Below are 17,110 nucleotides of genomic sequence, written 5' to 3' on the forward strand. Positions count from 1 at the left end.
CTTTTGTCCGGTGGTCTCGCCACGTAAGCCATATTTCGGAGGAAAGGAGCGCTGGGACCATGGGAACATCCGTATGCCCGGCATTGGTTACGACACCGTCCATATATTTCCCCGTGTCCGAGGGTCCCGATGATTAGAATCGTTTGTTGTCGGACATTGCGGGAGGGATGGATGAACGTGGGACAATCAGGGAAACGAAAAGTGAATCCGTTTGAACAAGATGGATATATCTGTATCACGCTGGAAGACCTTGAAAGGAACAGGGATAGGCTGATTGATGGTGAGATGGTCGAGACCGACGCACGACCCTATCAATGCGTGGATGACCTTGAGAGAAGCATGCTCGCCAAGCCGAATCCCTGTGATTGGTTCCAAAACTCATGCGATTGGCGTCTTCGCTACTACATCGCGAAAACCCTGCGCGAGAAATATCCGGATCTGACACGCGACTGCGCCAATGAACGTTCCAGACTCAACACGAGCTCGCCAATCGTATGGAAACTGAGGGACGCGTTCCTCGGTGCATCGAACGAAAGGGAAATCCCCGTCATCGAGACGTGGGCCGAGCGGGATGCGAGGCAGTCCTCCGTGAGAGAATGGCTGCTGACGTTGGCAGGAAAGGGGCACACACTACGAGACGAGAATGAACTCAGGAGTCTGCCGCCGGACTTCCTGACGTCGCTGATCAAAGTCGTAGAAGAGGATCCTGATGCGCGGACGCATCTCTATCCCGGGGAGGAGATGGTCACCCCGCCCCCGTACATAGGCTATTTCCTCTACCGTTTTCTGGTTCCGAAAGAGGAACGCGAAGCATCCCGCGGGTCACATCCCATCGCCTACTGGTCCACGAGCGAGGCGTGGAACAGACCCATGATCGTACGATTGTGGAGCAGGGAAGACAGGCATCTCGACAACCGGCAGTTCAGCAAGTTCCTGATGACGTCGGTCGAGGATTTCCTATCCAAGGCGAACGCCATGGCTTCGGCGACATACGGACTCAACGAATCCCTCAGGAAACGGCTCGCCAAAGCGCGCAGAGAGCGCGGCGAGTTCATCCGCGTCCTATCGGGCGACTCGGGAGACCCGTACATCGAGCAGATACGGCAGATTATCGCCTCCGGCGGAGAATGGGACACTGCCAAGGAGAAAAAACGGAACTACAACAGGAGCACGACGCGTTGGGGAAACTACGGCAATCCCGCGGAGATGTCCGAACTCATCACACAGCGGAATAATCTGGTCATCAGAACGATTAAAGCCAATCCGAAACTCCGTCACAAGTTCGAAACCCTCCAAATCAGAGTCAATAAAATGAAGCCAGGCGGCAGGAGCCCGAACATCGGCAAGAAAGGCGAATTGGAACGCTATCTGGGATTCTGTTTCGATGTGGCGCAGGGCACCTTGCCCATGCGTTCGATCATCGAGCTCGTATTGGAGAAATGCGAGGTCTTGCGGCCCGTCAATCTGGGCGGAGCCGAGAACAGGCAATCGAAGATCGGCAATTATTCCTTGGCCGATGCTGCGGCTTTGGAAATGGAGCGTTCCTTCAGGGACCCACAGGAGGAAGAGTGGTGATGGACAGCAGAATCGAGAAGCATCTTATCGACATCATCGCGAAACAATACCAGCCCGGCAAATTCCGGCAGGCGACGGATGAGGATCTGATTGCCTCGCGTTTGGATGAGCCCGTCGCAGCCGATCAGCTGTGGGAGGTCGATGACCGCAAGACGTGTGCGATGGTATTCGTCTCCGAAGTACCGGATGACAGGCGGCTCGTCCGTGTCATTCCAGTCGGGAACTACGAAAACGGTTTCGATTCCCGCGACCATGTCGTGTTCCCAGACGGATCCCCGACTGGTTTCCCGCTGATCGTATACAAGGAATTCGAGACGACGATACCCATCAGACTGCTGTCGGTTCCATACGGTTCGTTCGATGGGCATGTCTCGGATAACATTCGATCGTTCGAAGGCGTGTACGATCCTTACGACGACAACAACATCCCCCTCGTGAACCGTATGAACATCCGGGACCAGTTCGAACGATGGCACGAGCTGTGCGACCGGCTTCCCGAGCCGCAAGGCATCTCGGAAGAGGAATTCGGGACCAGGGAGGACATCGGCGACTACATCGAGGCGTTGCATTCCGTGCTTGGTCTCGCGCCTGCGCAGTGCCTTGCCGTGCGACGCGGTACTCTGGCGCTTACCGAAGAGCAGGAGAAGCGCATGGCAAAGGCCGGTTTCGGAAACCATCCGCAAACGACGGACACGCTGCCGAAGGCTTTCGTGGAACTGTCCGAACAGCCACGCTGGCGTTTCGTCGTCGACGATTACATCGACAGCCACCAAGAGTCCGCATCTTCGTTCGACATCGAGAGCACCGCCCGCGAAGCTCTCGCACATCAGGCGTTCGCCCTCGCAGCCAGAACCAACGGCTCTGGTGACGAGGCGATCAACGAATTATTGCAGAAGGCGGCCGGAAGCATGACGAGAAGCCGGAAGGCCGAATGATGGTCTCCGACCCCGCATACCGTGCCGGTCTGGACATCCAGGTCAACGGGATGCTCAGACTCGCCCGAAGGAAAAGCAGGTCGTTCGGAAAGGACTGCCTGTCCAATCCAGGAATGCTGCGGCAGCATTGGACGAAGCAACTGGACATCATCTACTATTCGCCACGGGAACAGGACCAGATCAAGACCATCAGGGAAGACGGGCGAACCGTGGACGACAACGCATCGTTCGCTGACCTTTTGGGCTTCTTCTCCCCCGCCTCCCATCCGGAGGCGGAACTGGACAAGGCCTATGTGGCCTGGGATGAAGGATCGTTCACGACGAGACGGAATTTCACACTGCTGCACGAAATCGGTCATTACCTCCAAGAGACCGATTTCGAGCTGATGAAACGGATCTGCTCGTTCGAAAGCGATTACGCCGGCAAGAGGTTCGAGGAGGATGCGTGCAACCGGTTCGCGTCGCTGGCGCTCCTGCCGGACAAATTCATCTCGAAATGGCTTGTCCTCGACCGTTCCCCATGTGCCAGGGACATTCATGCTGTCTTCGAGCACGGAAGGGAGTGCTCGGCTGAGAGGAACGAAGTCCGGGTTTCGAGAATCGCAGTGGTTCGCCGTCTCGGCGCGCTGCTCCCATCGTTGGGATACGCGTCCCTGATCAAAAAACCATACGAGAGGGATGAGCCGCCGGAAGTGGTCTGCCGTGCATGGAACGACGGCGCTGTGGATTTCTCTCCGGAATTCACAGTGGCGGAGAACATGCTGTACGCGCTTGCACAGAGTGGGAAGAAAAGACCAAAGAATGGGGATGGTTTCGCTTCGGACACTAGGATGTTCCTCGGCATGCCGACCGACGAACGTCCACTACGCGGTGACGTGGTCTTTTCCCACGGCAGACAGGAATTCGCTTTCCTAGTCGTGGAATATCTGCCCGAAGCGAGGAAAGAGACCATATGCGCCAACCAAGAACCATTCCACGAACTGGCTTCCACGATGGAACCTGCACCCGTTCGCGAAGCGGATGTGCCCGCCTATGTGTTGGACATGGAACAGGACATAATGACGGCTTTCGCCGAATGGAACGCAGTCACTCCTCACTGGAGGACGAAAAAAGTCCTCTCGGAACGAACCGCCAAGGAGCAACTGCGATTCCTGACGGACCTCGGAGAATCCATACGTGCGGTTGGCTGCGACGAGCTCGCCAACGAACTGTCCGAGACCGTGTTCTCATATGACACATACGACGCATTCTCACCCATTTACAGCCGGATTCGAGAGGGAATGCCCGTCATCGATCCGAAACGAACGAGGAAGGACCATCTCCTGTCCGCGCTGGGAAGATACGCATCTTTCCTGAATGCCGATTAAAAGGCGAGAAGCCGCATGGCATCTTCGAACGGGGATGCCATGGAGAATCCAGCCTTTTGGAATGTAGAATGATGCCACGCCGAGAATGAGGAAATCGAATCCCTTTGCCGGATACACGGATGACCCGACACCGTAAAACATGCAGCAGACGCCTGCGATCCTCGAAATCCAGTACAGCGCATGCAATGGATGCAGAATCACAGACATGATGACGTAACCGATGATGACACCAATAAAAAGGCCCTGACGGACTCCTCATCTTCAAATGTGACTGTGCGTTCCATTAGCTCGTATCTCCTTGGGATAGTGGATAAACTTGGAGAGCTCGGTCCCCAACTCGTCGATGTACTGGGAATTAGCTTCTACCCTTCTTGATAAACTTGAACGGCAACGACTCATTATCCGGGTTGAACTGGGAATTAGCTTCTACCCTTCTTGATAAACTTGATCGGAAGACATTAACGGACGTACCATTACTGGGAATTAGCTTCTACCCTTCTTGATAAACTTGTGGTATACGAGCGAATACAGTTCCTGCGACTGGGAATTAGCTTCTACCCTTCTTGATAAACTTGGCGCGGATCAGGTTTTCAAGGAATTCGTACTGGGAATTAGCTTCTACCCTTCTTGATAAACTTGTGCCGCAAAGGCGTGATGTGGAAAAACAACTGGGAATTAGCTTCTACCCTTCTTGATAAACTTGCATGTGCGCCAAGGAAGTGTACGTCGCCACTGGGAATTAGCTTCTACCCTTCTTGATAAACTTGCAACCACGAGAGGAAAGATGCCGGGAAAACTGGGAATTAGCTTCTACCCTTCTTGATAAACTTGGAGACGACGTGCATTGCACTGCTCGCAAACTGGGAATTAGCTTCTACCCTTCTTGATAAACTTGTCGGAGCCGTGGCGAACACGCCGACAAGACTGGGAATTAGCTTCTACCCTTCTTGATAAACTTGGTAGAGCACGCCGTCCACGTCCGACACGACTGGGAATTAGCTTCTACCCTTCTTGATAAACTTGTCCGCAACCCGCTCCACAGTCGCGAAGCACTGGGAATTAGCTTCTACCCTTCTTGATAAACTTGGTGCCAGCCGACCATAATGGCAAGGACTACTGGGAATTAGCTTCTACCCTTCTTGATAAACTTGTCTCGCCGCGCAACAATCCGGCGATAAGACTGGGAATTAGCTTCTACCCTTCTTGATAAACTTGGGCTTTCGTGTCGGGATGGTCGGGGCGCACTGGGAATTAGCTTCTACCCTTCTTGATAAACTTGCGAATGTCTTCGCAGAGGCTTTCGATGCACTGGGAATTAGCTTCTACCCTTCTTGATAAACTTGGAAACGGAACCGCTCGTAGACGTATTTCACTGGGAATTAGCTTCTACCCTTCTTGATAAACTTGTATGTTTGTCAAGAAGGGCCATTCTCCGCCTTTCAATTAGGTTCTTCTGTTCAAAAAAGTGTGAAATAGTCCGGCGTTTCATTAGTCTCCACCTGTTTAGAACTGGAAAAACGCAATGCGGTCGACCATTGATGATCGCTGACATGGAGAATTCGAACAATACCATCAGGAGGAAGATTCTCTTTTATTGCGATCACCGTCGATCTATTGCCTGATTGGGTCGGCGTATATCTTGAGTATACGGAATACTGCACCATGCTGTAGCCCATGCCTAAAAGCATGTTTCTGAACTCTGTCGCCTCTCGTCGTTGCCGTCTCGTTTTCACCGGCAGATCGAACATCACCAGACACCACATGCCATCACTGTCCTCATCCTTTTTCATAAGGGCCTCGATATTCTGGCACTTCCAATGCATCGATCTTCTTCTCGCAATACAAGCCAAATTGTTGTGCGAAATCGCTTATTGAACTTGGTATCGTCAGGCCAGATGAGTCGAACTGCTGATTGACGGAATCAGCAAGATATCTTTTGACATTCTTGTCGGATGGACCGTCTTCCGGCTCAAGTTGGGCAACCCAATAGTCGATAGCAGGTCTATAGACCTCTAATAAATCGTCTGCGAGACAGAAGTAATTGCTCCGGCCATGATGATTCACACCCAGCGTGGGAATCAATCCGGCACTAAGAATGGCTTTAACCGCAAACCCTCTGAGAATTGTATACGCATAGTCAAGTTGGGCGTTTCTGCCGGTTCCATCCCCTGGAATCCTTTTGAACCGTTTGCCATCACCGATAAATATCCTCTTCCAATATTCTCTTGCCGCGTATCCTTCGTAATTCGAAGTGTCTCCGGATCTAACCGAGGATGCGATACCGCGTAAGGCCCCTCCTCCCTCTATTCCGAGTGAATCAAGGCAAGAGGCTTGTCCCCGTATCTTTGCCTTGACGATTTTCGCCCATGCGTTCTTCTTTCTGGGCAAAGTCATCTCGCTTTGCGCAATCTGACGGACCGCCACCTCCGAAGGAACGTTGGTCCACGAATGCAATGCGGCATCGGGAATTCCCCTCCAGTCACAAAGCATTACCGACACGCCAGCTTTTGCCATTTCATGGAGTACTGCCGAAGAACAACAGACACGAAGTCCAATCAGAACAACGGCGGCCTGAGCCAGCGGAACGCAGACCGATTCGCTTTCACCATGCTTTCTCACTTTCATACGGCCACGCTCATATGAAATCGTTCCATCAAGATTAGTGCAGTCAATCACACGCCATTGGCTCTGCATCGGAACCTACCTGTCCCAGCGCCACGAGACAGGCATCCCGGAATTGGTCCGGAACCTTGGCTCGCCCAACGCATTCCGTCTTATCACGACAGGATGGTATTTGGCCAGTATATTAACCGCGACGACCCATCCTTTGCCTTCGATCACCTTCCGTGTCTGCTTTGAAAGCCGTTCAGATTCCGATCCGCTGTTTTCTAGTCCTTCTTCGGAAAGATAAGAGGGACGTAAGGCCAACTTACTGACATCAGATCCGACAACCACCCAGTGTCGTCGCTGCGCGAGCTCGGATGCGGTACCACTGAAATCATTCGCGTATGCACCGATTTTCTCGCTGTCTTTCATCCGGACGCCTTCGTAGCTAATCAGGATCTCATCGTTAGGGACGATATGGCCGAGATACTCCGCACGCCCCTCTTGTATCGCTTGGACCACATTCTTGTCCCCGTATCTCACGGAAACCGACTGGGACGGAAGCTGGACCGCAAAAAGATTCTCCGACGACGCATGGAGAAGGTCAATCTGGAATACTCGGATCATCCCATACACGTATTCCTGCGATTTTGCCCCAGTCTTTCGATAACGGTATATCCTCATATGGTGAATCGAATCCCCGATTTCGGCGGATCCGTTACGTACCATTAGCTGGGCGGCACCACTCGCAAAGAAATCGACTGTCTCAGTTGATCGAATATGCCTGCCGTTGAGCACAATCTCACGACCACGATTCTCGGGCAGACCCTTCTCGGGAGAATACTCCGGCAATCTCGTCAAAGCACAGTATAATGCGGGCGTGGATGCTCTGCGTATCAAATCGGCATCCATAGGCGAGAAAAGTTCCACACGCTTCATTTTTCTGATGGTCGCAGCATGCGCCTGGGAATTGCCGAGAGACATCCTCTGGCAACGCGTGACGGGAACACGGTCCGAGTCGAGTGCGTCATTCAGAAGGTCCAGAAGCGCATTCATGCAGTCGAGCCATTCCTTGAAACGCGTTTTCTTTTGACCTTCTGAAAAAGGATAGTTCTTCCATGTTTCCGGCTTCCTGGTTATCCATTGCGAGAGGCGAAGCGAATCACGTTCAACCAGGGTTTGCGCGGCGGAATGGTTCATCATCGCGATGACAGCGGCATCGACAGCATGATGTCGCCTGTCGAGACGGGTCTTTTTCCACTCTCCTGCGAAATGGATGCGCCCTTCGATCCCGCTGGCTTTACGGGCCAGTGCAGTCACCCGGCCTTGGAACACCCACACTTGGGTGGCTGGAGTATTCCCCGACACATCGGCATCCTGATTGAAATACGCCTCAATGCGGCGATGCAGCTCATCGGCCATCCACGCCACTGATTCGATCGAGCGATTGTCTATTGCCGGATCCGACTCGGCCTGTCTCAGTCTTGAGATTACGGCCTGTTTGAACGCGCGTTGCTCTCTTGGTGGCACGGACTTGTTAAAGATGAAGGTCTTAACCCTTTCGATTGCGTCACGCTGGCTGACCTTACGGTTGGCCGCGCCCTCCGTTCTCGCCCACACGGAAAAGGCTGTATTGGATTTTAGCTTGTTGCATGCCGCGCATGCGGCCGCGAGATTGACCCGCGTATTGGTCGAGCCAACGCCTTTCCTGGGAACAATATGGTCCATCTCACAGGTCCTGAATGTTATCGGTGACCCGCAATACAGGCACGTTCCATTCTGCCTTTGGACCGATTCCCAACGTCTGATGTCAGATTCACGTATCTTATTAAGTCCTTCCTGCTCGCAAAGCTCTCGCCTCAGATCATTGCGGTATCGTGCTCTTTCACCCTGAACCCTTTCCGTCTCTTTCGCTTTGGCGACGGAAGAAAAGCTCTCCCTCACGTGTTCGATCTGAACGCTCTGGGGATTCCTCCACCGTTTCTGGCATGCCAACAGATATCTGTTCACGATTTTCAGGACACGGTCAACGGCGGGATTCCCCACCGACGTGCTGATTGCATCGACTGGCGGCTTCCAATTGTCGTCAACGCCAAAAACCGCCTTGCGGGCCTCATGCAGGTCGTCATCTGTATTCAGCATTCTTTCCGTCAGCTGCTTCAATGTCTGACGTGAATACGCAGCACGTCCCGACAGGAGATCCACCGAATCCAGCGCAGTCAGTTCCTCGTCACCCAAGGAATCGATGAACGCGACCGCCGACGAGTAGTCCATGTCTTCGCGGACGCGGTCAATATCGACCGTATTCGAAAGGAGCTCTACCATGGTTTCCCGCACCGTGGGAGACGCAGCCTTCCACCACGCAACGAGCTTTTCCCTTATTACCGGTTTCGCCGAATGGATGTGCAGCGCGGTGATGTTACGTGGCGGAGTCGAGGAGATTCTTTCTTCGCCATCGGCGGTCAGACAGCCGACGCCTTGAATCTGCCTTCTTTCCAATCCCAATTTTTCGGCCACATCAATCCACGTAATGTCATCGGTCTCATTGGAAGAAAGAAAACCAAAGACACGCTGTTTCTCCGCGATTGTCAGTTTTCTCTTCGTCCCATCTTCTGAAATGACGAGATTCGTGAGGACATTTGCAATCCGATACTCTTGGAACGCCAACGATGCCTTAAGAGCACGGGGAAGTCCGGGAGCCAAGGCGTCCCTACCCACCCTCCGTTCCACGGACCCTTTCGGGGAGCACGCCTTGAAGACCGCCCTGAGCAGTTTTCTCCCCGTCTCATCGTCTATCCTCTGGACCTTGAATATCCTGCGAATTTCCGCGGCGTTGTCACTCTGCATCAACTTCGTCGGCAATAGTCCTTCTTTTTCCACCGCATTGCCATTCACGCCCTTACGGCTTCTGGTGCGCAACTGGACTTCACCAACCTGTCTCTTCAAGATGCATTCGACGATCTCCGCGGAAGTCGGGTTGCCGGACAGACTCGTGCCGAGCTTTTCCTCGGCCTTTCTTCTAAGCTCTTCGTATTGTTCGGAAGGTGCGACGTCCACGAACAGCGACTCGACGTTCGAATATGGGTTCCTCCACCCTCTATGCCGTGCGATATGCCGTAACGCAATAGAGACATCCTCTTTCCGGGTCTCGTCATCCTGAATATAAGAACTCGCCAATTTCGCGCGGGTGAGCCAAATCTCCCAAGTGTCTAGGGAATCCGGTTCGACAATCGGGAAGCCTAAACTCTCAAGAGTCGCATCCAACTGACGAAGACGCACGACCTTTCTTCTGCGCATGCGCCGGGTCCTTCGAGCGACGCCGGAAATGGCCTTGCGGGATATCGACTTCTTCTTGCCTAGCTGCGGGTCGATCCCACCATCATGGATTACACTCTGAATGTTCAAGATTCTGATGGGAAAGCCTGTTTCGTCTACTTCAATTGCGGCCAATCCCACAGACATAAGACCCACGTCAATTCCGATTCTGTAACGCCTATGACATCTGCACAACACTCGATACCCCTTTGTTCAACAGCAACGCACTTAGGGGTCATTGTATTCCTATTGTCGAAAAGACGCCGCGACATTCACATGAAAAATAAAAACGGGGCGGAAACCGCCCCTGCAGAAAACTGCTTAGCATTCAAGACAGCTATCGAGTCTGTCCTTACTGAGAATTAGCGACTTTATTGTAACCCATTCCGTATGACGAATCAACCCAACCCAGATTCGCTTTATAGCGGAATGGGATGCCGACGCCCATAATGACGGCAAAGCGGATCTCAGCTCATCCATCTGAGTCTGCCGTCTGAAGGGCGTTTCTCGTAATATTCGCTGTAATCTCCCACGCCGCCAACAAGTATGTAGTCGCAATCCTTGTTCAACCCTGCCGGCCGTAGCCTGGCAAAAGCTTCATCCCATGGCTCATCGACTGTGACAAGATTCGAGATGACACGGGTCTGGTCCTTAGGTCCGGCATGCCCTTGTACTCGGGAACCGTGTATCCGGACGAGGATGACGACGATTCACCATCCTCTATGTCGGAACACGCGTTGGCAAATCCTTGCATGGTCTTTTTTCGGGCGGGAAGAAGACGTTGATGCCGTCGCCGGCAAGTTTGGTATTGACGGGTTTTGACTCGGTTATTCTGCCAGCCGCCTCGTTATCGGCCGGATAGCAGATCAGTGCGTTGGAGAGGACAATGGCATTCAGGCTCTGAGAATCGACGGCATACTGACCTCGCTTGTCCAATCACGAATGTTCTTGCTGATGCTCCTGTGTTTTCTGCATATCCAGGCACGGACCTGCAACACCAATGTCCACAGCGGGTCTTCCAACGATTCCGCAGGGGCCGTCTGGAAACGGCATTTGTAGAGCGGGTCCGCGCCCTTGTGCATGGCTACTCCTCCTCGAACTCGGATTCCTTCACGTTCCTGAGACTTCTTGCGTTCTCGCCGATGACGTTCATGATGTTGTCGTCGAAGCCATCGGCGTTCTCGGCTTGGATGTCCAAGTTGATGGAAATGTGCGCGCGACCCATGCGCAGCTGGTCGAGGATCGCCTCGTTCAATTGCGCGAGCTGCCGGTTGAGGCTTTCCGGATCGAGTTCTACCGACGCGTAGTACCGCTTCTTCCGGACCTTCAAGGACTCAGCCGCTGCCGGAGCGCTGACAGCCGAAGAATCCGGCGTGTGCTTCGTGTCGGCCGAATCCCCATGTCCACCAGGAGATACGAGATCCGCTGCGACATGGTCGACGACGGAAACGTACGCCGCGGCCTCCCGTTGGAGTTCCTGCTCGTGCGCGGCAACCGCCACATCCCATTCCACCAGAAGCGTGGAGTTCGTGGCTTGGATGGTCATGGATTGCGGGGTGACACCCGGGATGATGAGGTTGTGGAAGTCCCCCGTTTCAGGGTCGCGTCCGGAGGCCAGCGCGAACCTCATGGATGGTTCCATCGGGTGGTTCGGCACGTCCTCGATGGCATGGTCGAGCACCTCGCGGTCAGCGAAGCGTGGCATGTACGGGAAACGCGTGATGAAGTCCCACAGCTCCCCCGCGGCCAGCACGCCGTCATGGAACGCGGAACGGACGTTAGAGATGATCTCGTATCCGATGTTGTCGCCTGAATAGCCTTCGATGAGCATGTCGTTCCGTGCCAGGAGATTTCCTGTGCGTTCCGCCATGGAACCGGTGCCGCTGTCCGGTACGCGCGACGAGTCGAGCGTGTAGGCTCCGGCTGGATTGTCTTGCTGCGGATACACACACCATTGGTACGCGTTGCGGATCCTGTCATTCAGGGTCCTGTCGAGCTCCTCTTTCCTGTCGTTCGCCTGATCGAGCTGCTGATGCGTGAGGTTCAGCTGTTTCTCCCTGTCCACCACCTGCTTCCAGCCTAGATACAGGCGCGTGGAGTCCTCGGCGAGTTCGAGGGTGTCCTTGTCCGCCACGAGGAACACAACCATGTTGCGGTTTGCGCGCTGCGCCGATCCACGGCGTTCGATGACGTCGCGGATCCATCGCGCCGTTTCGGAGGTGCCTTGGTCCTTCATGCCGTTCTTGTTGAGGGACCAACGGGGATGCATGATGACCAGTGTGACCTCGTCCACGTCGGGGATGCCGTCGGAACCGCCCGGCGCGACGCACACGCGGCGGAACTTGCCGCGCCTGCCGCCGGCCCCCTCGGATCTGAGTCTACGTGTGATCTCGTTGTACACGGTTTCCGGATCCTCACGGAGCCGTTCCGCGTAGTCGCGCGCGGTCTTCGTGATGGACGGTTGCAGGCTGTACCGGTAGCGCGCGCCCTCGTTGAAGAAGTAGGTGGAGTTCTGCTCCAGCAGACTCAGCGCGTTACCGAGATTGCCGTCCGCATCGCCTGGCATTTCCGTGCCGAGACGGATGTTCTGTTCGCCGACGTACGGGTTCTGTGCGTTGGCGCGGGGCGCGGATCCCATGAATATGGTGCGCGCGATGCGCTGCGTCAGATGACGTTGCCCCAATGCCGGTCGTTCTGCGTCGATGCTGGCCGGCGTGGAATTCGGGCCGGCGACGTCCGTGTCGATGATTGGCTTCCACGGGTCGTGCAGGTATTGGGTGAGGTTCGAGTTGACCGAATCGGCGTCCAACGGCACGTTGCCCGGCAGAATCAACGGACTGGTGTCGTCCGATGTCCACAGTTCGTGGATGATGTTCGACACGAGCGTCAGCACGCCACGCGTGCGTTGGAAGGTCTCCAGGCTCGACCAGTCCTCATACAGCAGATCCAATAGTTCCGGATGCAACGGGTAGGACGCACGTATGCGCTTCTCGTAATCCATACCGGACACGTCGGACGGATACGATTTCGGATTCGCCCGGTACATGTCCACGAAGCGACGTGCTGTCAGCGCGATCTGTTCCTGGGCCTCGGCGTCAGGCTCCTCGAACAGACGCTTGCGCACGATTTCAAACGATTCGTCCCTCGTGGATGGCCGCCACTGGTCCGCGGTCCTGCGCACGACGTTCTGCAACTCGCGCAGTGCCTGCTGTCCGTTCTCTCCGCCGACTTCGATGTCACTGCCCTGGCCGGTATCCGATGCGGGGATGGACATGACGAGCATGCAATGCCCTGATGTTCTGACTGCCTCAGTGAGGGACTGTGCGAACACGAATTGGTTGTCGAACGGTCCCGCGGGTAGGTCGTCGTGCCCGACGAGCTGTTTCGCGTAGGCGACCCATTCGTCGATCAGGATCAGGCATGGGCCATACTTGGCAAGGATGTCATCGAGCAGATGGCCGGGATTCGTGCCGTTCCTGTCATTCTCGGCGATCATGTCGTACGCTTCTCGGCCGCCGAGCTGCCAGGCGAGTTCGCCCCAGATGGTGCGCACCTCAGTACCGTCGTATTTCACGTCGGGCTTGCCGGCGTTCAGTTTGGTGCCTACGAGCGCGACCCTGCGGATGTTGCCTGGAGTCCATTCGACCCCCAGTCTGGACACGAGGTCCTGGACATCGGAGGACAATGCGCCTACCGGGGTGTCCCCGAACAGGTGGTACAGGGCGAGCAGGCTGTGGGTCTTACCTCCACCGAAATTGGTCTGCAGGTTCACCACGGGTGAGCCACTGCCGTCGCCTTCGAGTCTTTTGACCGCGCGGGACAACAGATCCTTCAATCCTTCGGTCAGATAGGTGCGGCTGAAGAACTCGACTGGATCGCCGTACGCGTTACCTGGCTCGCATATGCTTCTGTCGACCGCCACTTGGTACAGGTCGGCTGCGAACTCGGACGCGGTGAATCTTCCGGAAGCCACGTCATCATGAGGTCGGATGACCTCGCGCCACGGCTTCATGCCTTGGCCTGCCGCGACCATGAGGGTTTTGTTCTTGCTGATCTTACGAGTGTGGTCCTCGTATACGGTGCGCTGCAGGGTGTCGCGGATCCTGCGCACGTCAGAGGCCGAATCCGGTGCATCCATCGCGGCGAGCAGGAGTTCTATGGTGCTCAACGCGCGAATCGTCTCGTCCGATGTGAACGGTTCCATGTGCGCCCACTTCGCGCGCACTTCGCGCAGTTCAGAGGCGTACGCCTGCTGGGAGCGAGGCAGTATGCCGTTGAACTCACGTCCGAATTCGGTGATGGCGCGCAATTGGGTCTGCACGTCGCCCTTGGTCATATCCAATGGTTTGGACCCGTGCTTCTCCGCTTCCCTCTCTGACCAGGTCCTGTTCCAATCCTTGGTCTGGAACGTTTTCGTCATGATTTCGTCGACCGGGTCCATGAGTCCCTCGGCAAGCAGGTCGAGCGCCTTGCCGATACGGTCCCTGTTGTTCATCGCCATCGCTTTTCCTCCTTGTCAGACTTCCAACGTGCCTTGGACGTTCTCGCCCGCGTCGCGCATACGCCTCACGGCATCCGAGTACAGGTCGTCCCACATGGACGCCAGATTGTTGAATCGGATGGCTTCCTCGGTGTCCTTGCGTTTTTCCGCCTCGTGGTACATGCGGAAGACGAGGCTGCGGACTTGATCCAACGGCATGCGTTGTCCGACATGCGCCATCATCGGCGTCACCGCGTCCACGCCCTTCGCGTCCAGCACGCCGGCCATGCGCACTGCGGCCTCCCACAGGCCGGTGCGCACGTCGGTCAATGGGTTCCATTCGCCGGCCAGTTCCCCGGGCCTGAGCAGGCGCGCGTTGCCGCCGGCCGCCTCGAACACGCTGGAACGCACCAACGCGTCCGGAGACGTGCCGCAGGAACGCGACAGCTGGTCCGCGATGCCGCTGTCCTGCTGGCTCCACCCGTAGGACTGGTACCATTTCACCGCGAAACGGGTGTCGGGATCATAGTCGGAGTCTGCGTCGCCCATGACCTCGTCGATTACATGGTTGATGACCTCCAACGCACGCTGGATGGGCATGTCGGTGCCGTCGGCTTCGCGGATGCGCGAATAACGCGAGTAGACGCTGATGCCCGGCCCGATCGCGGCCTGACTCAAATCCACTGGGTCAATGCCGGATGCGATGAACGTGCGTAGTTCCATGGACAGTTCCGAACGCAGGACACTGTTGAACGCGCGCATCGTGGTCGCCGGGGCGTCCTCGGGGCGCGGACGACACGCCAGCACGATGGACGAAGCCAAGGCGTTCGTGCCGCTGGAAATCATGCGGTTGGACAGTTCACTGCGTACCGGCCAGGTGGCGGTGATTTCCCAACCACTGTGGATCAGTCCGTCCAACAATGCGTACCAGCCTGTCGAAGTGCCTGTTTTGTTGTCCTTCTGCTTGTATGCGTAATACACAGTCATAGGAACATCCGTGCGTGCGGTTTCGCGGATGTGTGCGAACACGTGGTTGAACCCGTCCACGAAGAACTGTGCGGCACCGTCTTTGCCGCCGTGACGGTATGGGTTGGCCACGAGCTCCTGCGTCTTCGGGGTGAGCATCGTGGCGGTCACGGACGGCAGGACCGGTTTGAGCATGCGGCGCAGCCACACGTAGAAATAATCCGACAGGTCCGAGTATCCGATGTTGTCGTAGTACGGCGGATCCGTGGATACCACCACGTTCGAATAGTCACGCGTGGCCGCGTCGGCCTGACGCGCCTCGCATTCCGGATATGCAGGCACGTTCTCCACAGCTTCGGCAACCCACTCTACCTGGCCGAGGAAGTTACCTGATTTGGATGAGAACGGGTTCGCCTCCGCGTAATCCCATGCCATAGGAATTGCCTGTCGTGCGAACACATTACGCATCTTTTCTCCGGTGTTATGCCACGTGCAGATGCTAGAGCTGTAGTCGGTTTGCCGACTGACGGCGAGACTCAGGTACACGGAGACTGCGTCCGCGTACGCCCGAGCGCCCTTTCCGCCATTGTCGAGTGGTTCGCCTTCCGGCATGCCTGCCGCCAATGCGTCCGCCAGTACTTGTTCGTGTACCTCGGCGACAGTGTCCGACAAAGTCGTCAGCACCGTCAACTGACGATTCGTAAACAAGTCGGACCAAAGCTTATATCCGTATGCCTGCACACGGAAGCCTAATGCTTTTTCGGGTAGAAGCTCCATAGGCTTATCCAGAGGCTCTGGAACGTTTGCTGCCTGTTCTTGCAAAGCTGACGCGCTGACATAAACGCGTCCGCTGGAGCTATCTCCGACGATGGCCATGAGCTGTGAGCCAATATGCCCAACTTGTCCTTCGGCACGAATGTATTCAAAATCGATAGGTGTTCCATCGACGATGGATACAGCTCCCTTGCGATTGACGGTTCCCTCGTCATCGCCTTTCGGTCCTTTATTGTCGTGTTGGATCTCGTAGGTGATGGTACCGTCATCCTGGACGGTGGGTTTGACCCACGCTTCGTGGCCTTTCTTCTTGGACAGCCACCAGGAACGTACCAACGGCACCTGCACCGGGTTCGCCGGGTTCGGATTCGTGACGGTACGCGCCCAGATCCATGCGATCACGGTGTGTTCCACGCCATCCTCGTCCTTAACCTTCGGGTACAGGTTTCCGACCTTTCCGAATGCCTTGTCGCACAGGATCCTGCCGTAGTAGCGGATGTCGTCGGCTAGGCCGCCGGTCTTGTCGCTTGTCTTGGCACCTTCGGTCGGATGGACGCTCGGCCGGTTGAAGAATATGGATGGGAATTCGATCAGTGCCTTGTTGATCGTTACAGCCAACGGATTCAGGTCGGACGCGTGCGATCTCAATCCGAGACGCTGCGCCTCCAAGGGGATGGCGCCGCCACCAGCGAACGGATCCAATATGTCCGGCATGACGCCGTCGTTCGAATCGAGAATCGCCTGTCTGGCCTCCTTGTACAGGTCCATGTCATGGATGTTCTCCCACTTCGCCAACCGTTCCATGATCAGATGGAGACGCTTGCGTTCGGTGTTCTGGGCCTTTTCGGTGGGGAACCTGTCCGGATGGGCGGATGGGTCGTCTACAAGCTGGGCGAACAGAATGGATCGGGTGGTAGCCAACGGGCGTCTCGCCCAATACAGGTGCAGGGTCGACGGCAACCCGTGACGCAACGACTTCTCACGCGCCGATTCCTCGTTGATCGTCTTCAACGGAATACCCGTCTCGATAAGTTTCTTCCTGCGCTCGCTTTCAGTCATGAAGTTGTCCTTTGGGGTATTTTCTCGTCATTCTG

Annotated in this window: 9 protein-coding genes and 1 CRISPR repeat array; of the genes, 3 read left to right on the forward strand and 6 right to left on the reverse strand. The window is 55.6% G+C overall.

The genetic code is table 11. The features are described 5' to 3' along the window. Positions 1-285: 285 nt before the first annotated feature. The 3 genes from BBDE_RS06075 to BBDE_RS06085 are packed head-to-tail and all read left to right on the forward strand — an operon-like array spanning position 286 to position 3,877. Complete coding sequence (locus BBDE_RS06075; RefSeq protein WP_012902195.1) at positions 286-1,575, forward strand: hypothetical protein; 1,290 nt, start codon at positions 286-288, stop codon at positions 1,573-1,575. Further along, on the forward strand, positions 1,575-2,510 hold the full coding sequence (locus BBDE_RS06080; RefSeq protein WP_012902196.1) for a hypothetical protein: 936 nt from the start codon (positions 1,575-1,577) through the stop codon (positions 2,508-2,510). The genes BBDE_RS06075 and BBDE_RS06080 overlap by 1 nt, the downstream gene beginning before the upstream one ends. Next, the gene (locus tag BBDE_RS06085; RefSeq protein WP_003839968.1) at positions 2,507-3,877 is read left to right on the forward strand and encodes an ImmA/IrrE family metallo-endopeptidase; all 1,371 of its coding nucleotides are present in this window, start codon (positions 2,507-2,509) and stop codon (positions 3,875-3,877) included. The genes BBDE_RS06080 and BBDE_RS06085 overlap by 4 nt, the downstream gene beginning before the upstream one ends. 347 nt (positions 3,878-4,224) lie before the next feature. Further along, positions 4,225-5,284: a CRISPR direct-repeat array (repeat unit 36 nt; unit sequence ACTGGGAATTAGCTTCTACCCTTCTTGATAAACTTG). A gap of 50 nt (positions 5,285-5,334) precedes the next feature. Here the strand turns inward: BBDE_RS06085 and cas2 are convergent. The 6 genes from cas2 to BBDE_RS06115 form a co-directional block, all read right to left on the reverse strand. Then, positions 5,335-5,667 (reverse strand): CRISPR-associated endonuclease Cas2, encoded by a 333-nt coding sequence (gene cas2 / locus BBDE_RS06090; protein WP_003839959.1) that lies wholly within the window; start codon positions 5,665-5,667, stop codon positions 5,335-5,337. After that, on the reverse strand, positions 5,654-6,571 hold the full coding sequence (cas1, locus tag BBDE_RS06095) for a type II CRISPR-associated endonuclease Cas1 (protein WP_012902198.1): 918 nt from the start codon (positions 6,569-6,571) through the stop codon (positions 5,654-5,656). Before cas1 ends, cas2 begins: the two co-directional genes overlap by 14 nt. A 6-nt stretch (positions 6,572-6,577) precedes the next feature. Further along, positions 6,578-9,943, reverse strand: coding sequence for a type II CRISPR RNA-guided endonuclease Cas9 (cas9, locus tag BBDE_RS06100; RefSeq protein ID WP_003839956.1), 3,366 nt, complete (start codon positions 9,941-9,943; stop codon positions 6,578-6,580). 746 nt (positions 9,944-10,689) lie between these two features. Further along, positions 10,690-10,878, reverse strand: coding sequence for a hypothetical protein (locus BBDE_RS06105; protein WP_003839951.1), 189 nt, complete (start codon positions 10,876-10,878; stop codon positions 10,690-10,692). Between the two features lie 2 nt (positions 10,879-10,880). Continuing rightward, entirely contained in the window at positions 10,881-14,297 is a 3,417-nt protein-coding gene (locus BBDE_RS06110; RefSeq protein ID WP_003839950.1) for a DUF499 domain-containing protein, read from the reverse strand. A gap of 15 nt (positions 14,298-14,312) precedes the next feature. After that, positions 14,313-17,075, reverse strand: coding sequence for a DUF1156 domain-containing protein (locus tag BBDE_RS06115; RefSeq protein ID WP_003839948.1), 2,763 nt, complete (start codon positions 17,073-17,075; stop codon positions 14,313-14,315). Positions 17,076-17,110: the final 35 nt, after the last annotated feature.

The organism is Bifidobacterium dentium JCM 1195 = DSM 20436 (assembly GCF_001042595.1).
In the GTDB taxonomy this organism is placed as follows: domain Bacteria; phylum Actinomycetota; class Actinomycetes; order Actinomycetales; family Bifidobacteriaceae; genus Bifidobacterium; species Bifidobacterium dentium.